At 71.4% G+C, this 7,613-nt stretch carries 7 protein-coding genes; 4 read left to right on the top strand and 3 right to left on the bottom strand.

Annotated elements, in window-relative coordinates:
• Window positions 1–15: 15 nt before the first annotated feature.
• The gene (gene hemQ, locus ACFU8Q_RS36685) at window positions 16–744 is read right to left on the bottom strand and encodes a hydrogen peroxide-dependent heme synthase (protein WP_384463040.1); all 729 of its coding nucleotides are present in this window, start codon (window positions 742–744) and stop codon (window positions 16–18) included.
• Window positions 745–748: 4 nt separating this feature from the next.
• The gene (gene hemG / locus ACFU8Q_RS36680; protein ID WP_384463036.1) at window positions 749–2,236 is read right to left on the bottom strand and encodes a protoporphyrinogen oxidase; all 1,488 of its coding nucleotides are present in this window, start codon (window positions 2,234–2,236) and stop codon (window positions 749–751) included.
• Window positions 2,237–2,363: 127 nt separating this feature from the next.
• Between hemG and ACFU8Q_RS36675 the strand changes: the two genes are divergently transcribed.
• Together ACFU8Q_RS36675 and ACFU8Q_RS36670 are read left to right on the top strand one after the other, a co-directional pair.
• Complete coding sequence (locus ACFU8Q_RS36675) at window positions 2,364–3,353, top strand: DUF4349 domain-containing protein (protein WP_384463033.1); 990 nt, start codon at window positions 2,364–2,366, stop codon at window positions 3,351–3,353.
• 37 nt (window positions 3,354–3,390) lie between these two features.
• Window positions 3,391–4,779: an FAD-dependent oxidoreductase gene (locus ACFU8Q_RS36670; RefSeq protein ID WP_384463031.1), complete on the top strand. Its 1,389-nt coding sequence runs from the start codon at window positions 3,391–3,393 to the stop codon at window positions 4,777–4,779.
• A 31-nt stretch (window positions 4,780–4,810) separates the two neighbouring features.
• Here the strand turns inward: ACFU8Q_RS36670 and hemE are convergent, their stop codons facing one another.
• Entirely contained in the window at window positions 4,811–5,884 is a 1,074-nt protein-coding gene (hemE, locus tag ACFU8Q_RS36665; RefSeq protein ID WP_384463028.1) for a uroporphyrinogen decarboxylase, read from the bottom strand.
• A 92-nt stretch (window positions 5,885–5,976) separates the two neighbouring features.
• On the opposite strand from hemE, the gene ACFU8Q_RS36660 reads away from it, so the two are divergent.
• Together ACFU8Q_RS36660 and ACFU8Q_RS36655 are read left to right on the top strand one after the other, a co-directional pair.
• Window positions 5,977–6,636 (top strand): DUF3000 domain-containing protein, encoded by a 660-nt coding sequence (locus ACFU8Q_RS36660; protein ID WP_384463025.1) that lies wholly within the window; start codon window positions 5,977–5,979, stop codon window positions 6,634–6,636.
• Window positions 6,637–6,899: 263 nt separating this feature from the next.
• Window positions 6,900–7,562 carry a response regulator transcription factor gene (locus ACFU8Q_RS36655; protein ID WP_024488613.1) on the top strand — a complete coding sequence of 221 codons (663 nt, stop codon included), beginning with the start codon at window positions 6,900–6,902 and terminating at the stop codon, window positions 7,560–7,562.
• The last annotated feature ends 51 nt before the right edge of the window (window positions 7,563–7,613 follow it).

Raw genomic sequence — 7,613 nt, 5'->3', positions numbered from 1 at the left:
GTCGGAGCCCGCTCGCTACGCGAGCCCGGCCACCAGGTCCGCGAGCGACTTCCTGCGCCCCGTGTAGAACGGGACCTCCTCACGGACGTGCATCCGTGCCTCGGAGGCCCGCAGGTGGCGCATCAGGTCGACGATGCGGTGCAGCTCGTCGGCCTCGAAGGCGAGGATCCACTCGTAGTCGCCGAGCGAGAAGGAGGCGACGGTGTTGGCCCGGACGTCGGGGTAGCCGCGGGCCATCTTGCCGTGGTCCGCGAGCATGCGGCGGCGGTCCTCGTCCGGCAGCAGGTACCAGTCATAGGAGCGTACGAAGGGGTAGACGCTGATGTAGTTGCGCGGCGTCTCGTCGGCCAGGAACGCCGGGATGTGCGACTTGTTGAACTCGGCGGGGCGGTGCAGCGCCATGTTCGACCAGACGGGCTCCAGTGCCAGGCCCAGCTTGGTGCGCCGGAAGAGGTTGTACGCCTCCTGCAGCTCGTCCGCGGTCTCGGCGTGCCACCAGATCATGATGTCGGCGTCGGCACGCACACCGGACAGGTCGTAGGTGCCGCGAACGGTGATGTCCTTCGCAGCGAGCTGGTCGAACAGCTCCTGGACCTCGTCGGCGTAACCGGCACGGTCCGCGGGCAGGACATCGCGCAGCTTGAAGACGGACCACAGCGTGTAGCGGATGACCTCGTTGAGGTCCTTGGCCTTCTTACCCGCGTTGGGGCCCTTGCTTGATTTCACAGTCTCAGGCGCACTCATACGGCTATTGTCCCGCCTCGCTCCGTGTGCCCTGAACCAGGGTCGACGTGGCGATGATCTCTTCCCCGGACGCGCCCGTGAGGTCGCGGGCGATCTCGTCCGCGGCCCGATGGGCGCTCGCGACGCACGCCGGGATGCCGACGCCGTCGTAGACCGCTCCGCAGACCCGCAGGCCGGGCAGCTTGGCGACCTCGTCGCGGATCCGGGTGACCCGGGCAAGGTGTCCCACGGGGTACTGGGGCAGTCCGCCGATCCACCGGGTGACCTCGGTGTCCACGGGCCTGGCGGCCAGTCCGGTCGCCGCCGCGAGGTCGCGCAGCGATACGTCGACCAGCTCGGTGTCCTCGCGGTGCAGGTGGTCCTCCTCGCCGTACCGGCCGACGGAGGTGCGCAGGACGAACAGGTCGGGGGCGGAGTCGGCGACCCAGTTCCACTTGTGGGTGGAGAAGGTGGACGCCTTGATGGTGCGGCCGTCGACCGGCGGTACGAGGAAGCCGGAGCGCCCGTCGAGTGCGCCGGTCGTGGCCACGTCGGAGCGGCGGAACGCCATGGTGACGAGGGCCATGGACGCGTACTCGACACCGGCGAGCTCCGCGGAGGCGGCCGGGGACTCGGCGGCGAGCAGGGTGGCGGCGGACCAGGCGGGGGCGGCCAGCACGATGCCGTCGGCGGTGATCATCCGGGCGTCCGTGCGGACGTCCCAGCCGTCGGTGGTACGGGTCAGGCCCAGCACGGGGGTGCCGGTCAGGATCTCCCCGCCGGCCGCGCGCACGGCGTCGGCGACCGCGTACGGGAGGGTGCCGATACCGCCGTCGATGCCTTGGAAGACCGGTCCGGTCTGCTGCCGGGCCGCGGCCCGCTCCTGGATGCGCCGGACGCCGTCGAGCAGCGAGCCGCCCTCGCGCACCACCTCGAAGAGCTGCGGTACCGCGGCGCGCATGGAGATCCGGTAGGCGTCGCCCGCGTACACGCCGCCGAGCAGCGGCTCCACGAGCCGGTCGACGACCTCGCGGCCCAGCCGGTCGGCGACGTACGCGCCGACCGCGACATCGTCGCCGACGGCGGTCGGGGTGAGGTCGCGCTCCTGCGCGATGCGGGCGAGGCCCTCCGGGGAGAGCACTCCGCTGAGCGCCGCCGGGTCGCCCGGCACGCCCATCACATGGCCCTTGGGCATGGGGCGCAGGGCGTCGCGCGTCCAGACCGACGCGGTGGCGGTGGCGGGTGGCTGGAGTCGGTCGCCGAGCCCGACGGCGCGTGCCAGAGCGACCGCTTCCGGGCGCCGGGCGAGCATCGACTCGGCGCCGAGATCGACCCGGGCGCCCGCGATCTCACCGGTCATGAGCTTGCCGCCGAGCCGGTCGGTGGCCTCCAGGAGGGTCACCCGCAGCCCGGCCCCGAGGAGCCGGTGGGCGGCGGCGAGACCGGCGATGCCACCGCCGATGACGACGACATGACCCGGGCCTGTGTCTGCGCGGTTGATTGAACGCTGCATGCCCCCACTCTCTCAAACCTCATCCGAGTCCCGAACGTGACCGCTTCGAAACCGGTATCGGGCAACCCGCACCCCTCCCGCATACGTCGAACCGGCACCATCAACCACCCGCCCCGGGAGAGCAGTTATGCAGACCGACCGGCAACTCGGCCGTACATCCGTTCGTCGTTCACGAGCGGTCCTGGCCGCCGGAGCCCTGGCCGGCCTCCTCGCGCTGAGCGGCTGCAGCGCCTCCGGCGGCGCGAGCGATTCGAGTGCGAAGAGCGACAGAGCGGTCTCTGCGGACGAGCGGAGCGCCGCGGACTCCGACGACAAGGCGGCGCAGGGTCCGCAGGAGGCGGGCGGCTCGCCGGCGGAGCGGAAGAAGTCCGGCACCCTGCCCGCGGGCAGCCATGTCATCCGTACCGCCACGCTCTCCGTGGAGGTGAAGAGCGTGCCGAGGGCCGCCGCTGCCGCCCGCTCGGCCGCGGAGAGCGCGGGTGGCCTGGTGGCCGCCGAGGAGACCGAGCGGGTCGACGACACACATGAAATGTCACATATCGTATTGCGCGTTCCGCAGGCCGAGTACGACGCGGTACTGCGGGAGCTCGCGGGCGCCGGGAAGCTGCTGTCGCGCACGTCGTCCGCGAAGGACGTCACCGACCAGGTGGTCGACGTGGAGAGCCGGATCGCCACCCAGCGGGCGAGTGTGGCGCGGGTGCGCAAGCTGATGGACCGGGCCGAGAAGCTCGCCGACGTGGTCACGCTGGAAGGTGAACTGAGTAGCCGCCAGGCGTCGTTGGAGTCACTGCTCGCCCAGCAGGCGTCGCTGAAGGACCGCACCACGCTGGCCACGATCACCCTCGACCTCTCCGAGCCGGAGGCGACGGCGAAGGAGGACGGTGACGACGGCCCCGGATTCCTGGATGCGCTGGGCGGCGGCTGGCACGCGTTCGTCACGGTGCTGCGGTGGCTCGCGATGGCGGTGGGCGCGGCGGCCCCGTTCCTGGCCGCGGTCGCCGTACTCCTGCTGCTGGGGCGGCTGCTGCGGGGCCGGCTGCGCGGACGCCGTACGCCGCCCCCGGCGTCGCCGTCGCCCGAGCCGTCGAGGTCCTCGTCCACGCCTCCGGCGTCGTAGCGTGGTCCCTTCGGACTCGGTGTCGAAGGGACCAGGCATGACGGCGGAGCGACTGGTGGTCATCGGTGGTGACGCGGCGGGCATGTCCGCCGCGTCCCAGGCCCGCAGGCTCAAGGGCCCCGACGAGCTGAGCATCGTCGCCTTCGAGCGGGGCCATTTCACCTCGTACTCCGCCTGCGGCATCCCGTACTGGGTCAGCGGCGACGTCGTGGAGCGGGACGACCTCATCGCCCGTACGCCGAAGGAGCACCGGGCCCGCGACATCGAACTGCGGATGCGCACCGAGGTCACGGAGATCGATGTCGCCGGGCAGCGGGTGCGGGCCCTGGACCGGGAGACCGGTGAGACGTACTGGACGGGCTTCGACAAGCTGGTGATCGCGACGGGGGCCCGGCCGGTGCGTCCGGCGCTCCCCGGCATGGACGCGCCCGGGGTGCACGGGGTGCAGACGCTGGACGACGGGCAGGCCCTGCTGGAGTCGCTGGACCGGGTGGCGCCGGGACGCAGGCGAGCGGTCGTCGTCGGGGCGGGCTACATCGGCGTCGAGATGGCGGAGGCGATGCTGAAGCACGGTTTCGAGGTGACCGTGCTCAACCGCGGCGAGCAGCCGATGGCGACGCTCGACCCGGACATGGGGCGGCTGGTCCACGACGCGATGGACGGCCTGGGCATCACCACGGTCAACCGGGCCGAGGTCACCGCGATCCGCACCGGCCCGGACGGCCGGGTCCGCGCGGTCGCCACGGGCGACACCTGCTACCCGGCGGACGTGGTGGTGCTCGGCATCGGTGTGGAACCGGAGACAACGCTGGCGCGGGCCGTCGGTCTTCCGCTGGGCCCGCACGGCGGGCTGCTCACCGATCTGTCGATGCGGGTCGTCGGGCACGACACCATCTGGGCGGGCGGCGACTGCGTCGAGGTCCTCGACCTGGTGGCGGGCCGCACCCGTCATATCGCGCTGGGCACCCATGCCAACAAGCACGGCCAAGTCATCGGGTCCAACGTGGCAGGCGGCTACGGGACGTTCCCGGGGGTGGTCGGCACGGCGGTGAGCAAGGTGTGCGATCTGGAGATCGCCCGCACCGGGCTGCGCGAGAAGGACGCCCGCTCGGTGGGCCTGCGGTTCGTCACGGCGACGATCGAGTCGACGGGCCGGGCGGGCTACTACCCGGGGGCTCAGCCCATGACGGTGAAGATGCTCGCGGAGTACCGCACGGGGCGGCTGCTCGGTGTGCAGATCGTCGGCCGGGAGGGGGCGGCCAAGCGCGTGGACATCGCGGCCGTGGCGCTCACGGCCGGGATGACCGTGGACCAGATGACCGCCCTGGACCTCGGCTACGCGCCGCCGTTCTCACCGGTCTGGGACCCGGTCCTGGTGGCGGCCCGCAAGACGGTGACGGCACTGCGGCGGGCGGGCACCGCCTGAGTGCGCGGCGCCCCTGCCTGGTCCCCTCGGCTCAGCGCTCGGTCCGCTCGTGCACGTACTCCACGAGCCGCGTCAGGGCATCCGGGTCCATCGACGGCATCACACCGTGGCCCAGGTTGAAGACGTGGCCCTCCAGGCCGGCGGCCGCGTCCAGCACCTCCTGGGCCTTCTCCTCCACCACCGTCGTCGGCGCGAACAGCACCGCGGGGTCGAGGTTGCCCTGGAGCGCCTTGCCGGGACCGACCCGCCGCGCGGCCTCGTCCAACGGAACCCGCCAGTCGACGCCGACGACATCCGCGCCGGCCTCGCCCATCAGCCCGAGGAGTTCGCCCGTGCCGACACCGAAGTGGATGCGCGGGACCCCGTACGGGGCGACGGCCTCGAAGACCTTCGCCGAGGCGGGCAGCACCGAACGCCGGTAGTCGGCGGGGGCCAGCGCACCCACCCAGGAGTCGAAGAGCTGCACGGCCGAGGCGCCGGCCTCGATCTGGACCTTGAGGAAGGCACCGGTGATCTCGGCGAGCCGGTCAAGCAGGTCGGCCCAGAGTTGCGGGTCGCCGTACATCAGGGCCTTGGTGTGCTCGTGGTTGCGGGACGGGCCGCCTTCCACGAGGTAGCTCGCGAGGGTGAAGGGCGCGCCCGCGAAGCCGATGAGGGGGGTGGCGCCCAGCTCGGCGGTGAGCAGGCCGATGGCCTCGGTGACGTAGTGGACGTCCTCGGGCGTGAGGTCGCGCAGCCGGGCCAGATCGGCGCGGGTGCGGATCGGGTCGGCGATGACGGGGCCCACGCCGGGCTTGATGTCGAGGTCGATCCCGATGGCCTTGAGCGGGACGACGATGTCGCTGTAGTAGACCGCGGCGTCCACCTTGTGGCGCCGTACGGGCTGCATCGTGATCTCGGCGACCAGCTCAGGCATCGTGCAGGAGTCGAGCATCGGGATGCCTTCGCGGACCTTCAGGTACTCGGGCAGCGAACGCCCCGCCTGGCGCATGAACCAGACCGGCGTGTGCGGCACGGGCTCGCGGCGACATGCCTTCAGGAACGCCGACTCATGGGTGGCGTAGGTCTTCGTCTGCTGGCCCATGGGGCGGTCGTTGGCACTCACACACAGAATCTTCGCACGAAGCCGCAAGCAGCCGGGGCCCGCCCGGGTGTCCCTCCCTGCGCGAGGCTCCCATTCCGCCTACTCTTCCCCGCATGGCTCCGGCTCAGGGACAGTTCTCCGATCAATCCGATGGCGCTGACAGCAAGGACAGCGCGGAGGGTGGTTCCGTCCCGCCCGCGTTCCGGTCTGCGGTGGACGCGTTGCACGCGGCGCGGCTGCGCCCCGAGCTGGAAGTGGAGTCGACACGCCCGCCCAAGCGGCTCGCTCCGTACGCGTACGCCCTGGAAGCGGCGGTCGTCCAGGGCGAGGAGGATCTCGCCGACGGCCGTCTCGTGCTGCTCCATGATCCGGCCGGGCACGAGGCCTGGCAGGGGGCCTTCCGCCTGGTGACGCTGGTACGGGCCGAGCTGGAGCCGGAGATGGCTTCCGATCCGCTGTTGCCGGAGGTGTGCTGGTCGTGGCTGACCGGTGCGCTGGAGGCGCGCGGCCTGTCGTACGGGGAGGCGGGCGGCACGGTGACCCGGGCGGGCTCGCACTACTTCGGTGCACTGGCCACGCGCCGCCCGGCGACGCAGATCGAGATCCGGGCGTCATGGACGCCGCGTGAGGGGCGTGGCGGGGTACCGGACACGGCGGCGCATCTGATGGCGTGGGGCGATCTGCTGTGCCAGATCGCCGGCCTGCCGCCGTCGGACCCCGCCGACGCGGCGGTGGTGACACTCCCTCAGCGGCGCGGCCCCCAGGCCCCCTGAAACCCTTGGCCCTTCGCGCACTTCTTCCTCGACGAAGCCCTCCCCATGCCGGTAACACTGCGTCACGAAGGTCGCAGTATCACCGGCATTTTTTTCGTACAATCGATCGCATGTCCGATTTGCCCGAATTGTTACTCACTAAATCGTGATCTTCCTCTAAAGGAGGACGGGTCTGCTGCCGAAGAGGTCAATGACCCTTCAAGCACGGTTCGCCCCGGCTTCATCCCCGAGCCGGCCCGTCCCGCCACTTCCCAGGAGGCCTGGTGTCCGTTCTCCTAGAGCAGCCCGCAAGCCTGGTCGCCTACCGCCCGAACAAGCCGACGGCCATGGTCGTCGTGGCCGACCCGCGCGTCCGTTCCACCGTCACCCGCCATCTGTGGGCACTCGGAGTACGTGACGTCATCGAGGCGTCGTCCATCGCGGAGGCCCGTCCCCGCGTCGGCAATCCACGCGACATCTGCGTAGCCGACGTCCACCTGCCCGACGGTTCCGGGCTGACCCTGTTGTCCGAGACCCGAGCCGCCGGCTGGCCGAACGGCCTCGCCCTTTCCGCCGCCGATGACATCGGCGCCGTACGCAATGCCCTCGCGGGCGGCGTGAAGGGTTACGTCGTCACCGGCACCCGAACCAATATCGGCCACCCCACCCGTCCCGGCGTCGCCCCCATCGGCGCCAATGCCGCTCGTATGCACCGCCGGCCCCCCGGCACCCCGAGCCACCCGGGCGGCTACCGCGAACTGTCCGGCCGCGAGGTCGAGGTCCTCCGGCTGGTCGCCGAAGGCCAGTCCAACAAGGCCATCGGCGTCTCGATGGGCCTGTCCGCCCTGACCGTCAAGAGCCATCTCGCCCGAATCGCCCGCAAGCTCGGAACCGGAGACCGCGCGGGAATGGTCGCCGTCGCCCTGCGCACGGGCATCATTCACTGACCCCGTACCCCGGCAGGTCCGCGCGGCGATACGGACCGGCTGGTTTACATG

Origin of the sequence: Streptomyces sp. NPDC057543, assembly GCF_042801895.1 — a bacterium.
Lineage (GTDB): Bacteria > Actinomycetota > Actinomycetes > Streptomycetales > Streptomycetaceae > Streptomyces.
Note: the sequence above shows the minus strand (reverse complement) of the source record. Positions and strands in the feature narration are given on the sequence as shown.

What these genes read in the sequence shown, in the direction of transcription:
- hemQ (WP_384463040.1), bottom strand. Translation starts at nt 744, where the DNA reads ATGAGTGCGCCTGAGACTGTGAAATCAAGCAAGGGCCCCAACGCGGGT.
- hemG (WP_384463036.1), bottom strand. Translation starts at nt 2,236, where the DNA reads ATGCAGCGTTCAATCAACCGCGCAGACACAGGCCCGGGTCATGTCGTC.
- ACFU8Q_RS36675 (WP_384463033.1), top strand. Translation starts at nt 2,364, where the DNA reads ATGCAGACCGACCGGCAACTCGGCCGTACATCCGTTCGTCGTTCACGA.
- ACFU8Q_RS36670 (WP_384463031.1), top strand. Translation starts at nt 3,391, where the DNA reads ATGACGGCGGAGCGACTGGTGGTCATCGGTGGTGACGCGGCGGGCATG.
- ACFU8Q_RS36660 (WP_384463025.1), top strand. Translation starts at nt 5,977, where the DNA reads ATGGCTCCGGCTCAGGGACAGTTCTCCGATCAATCCGATGGCGCTGAC.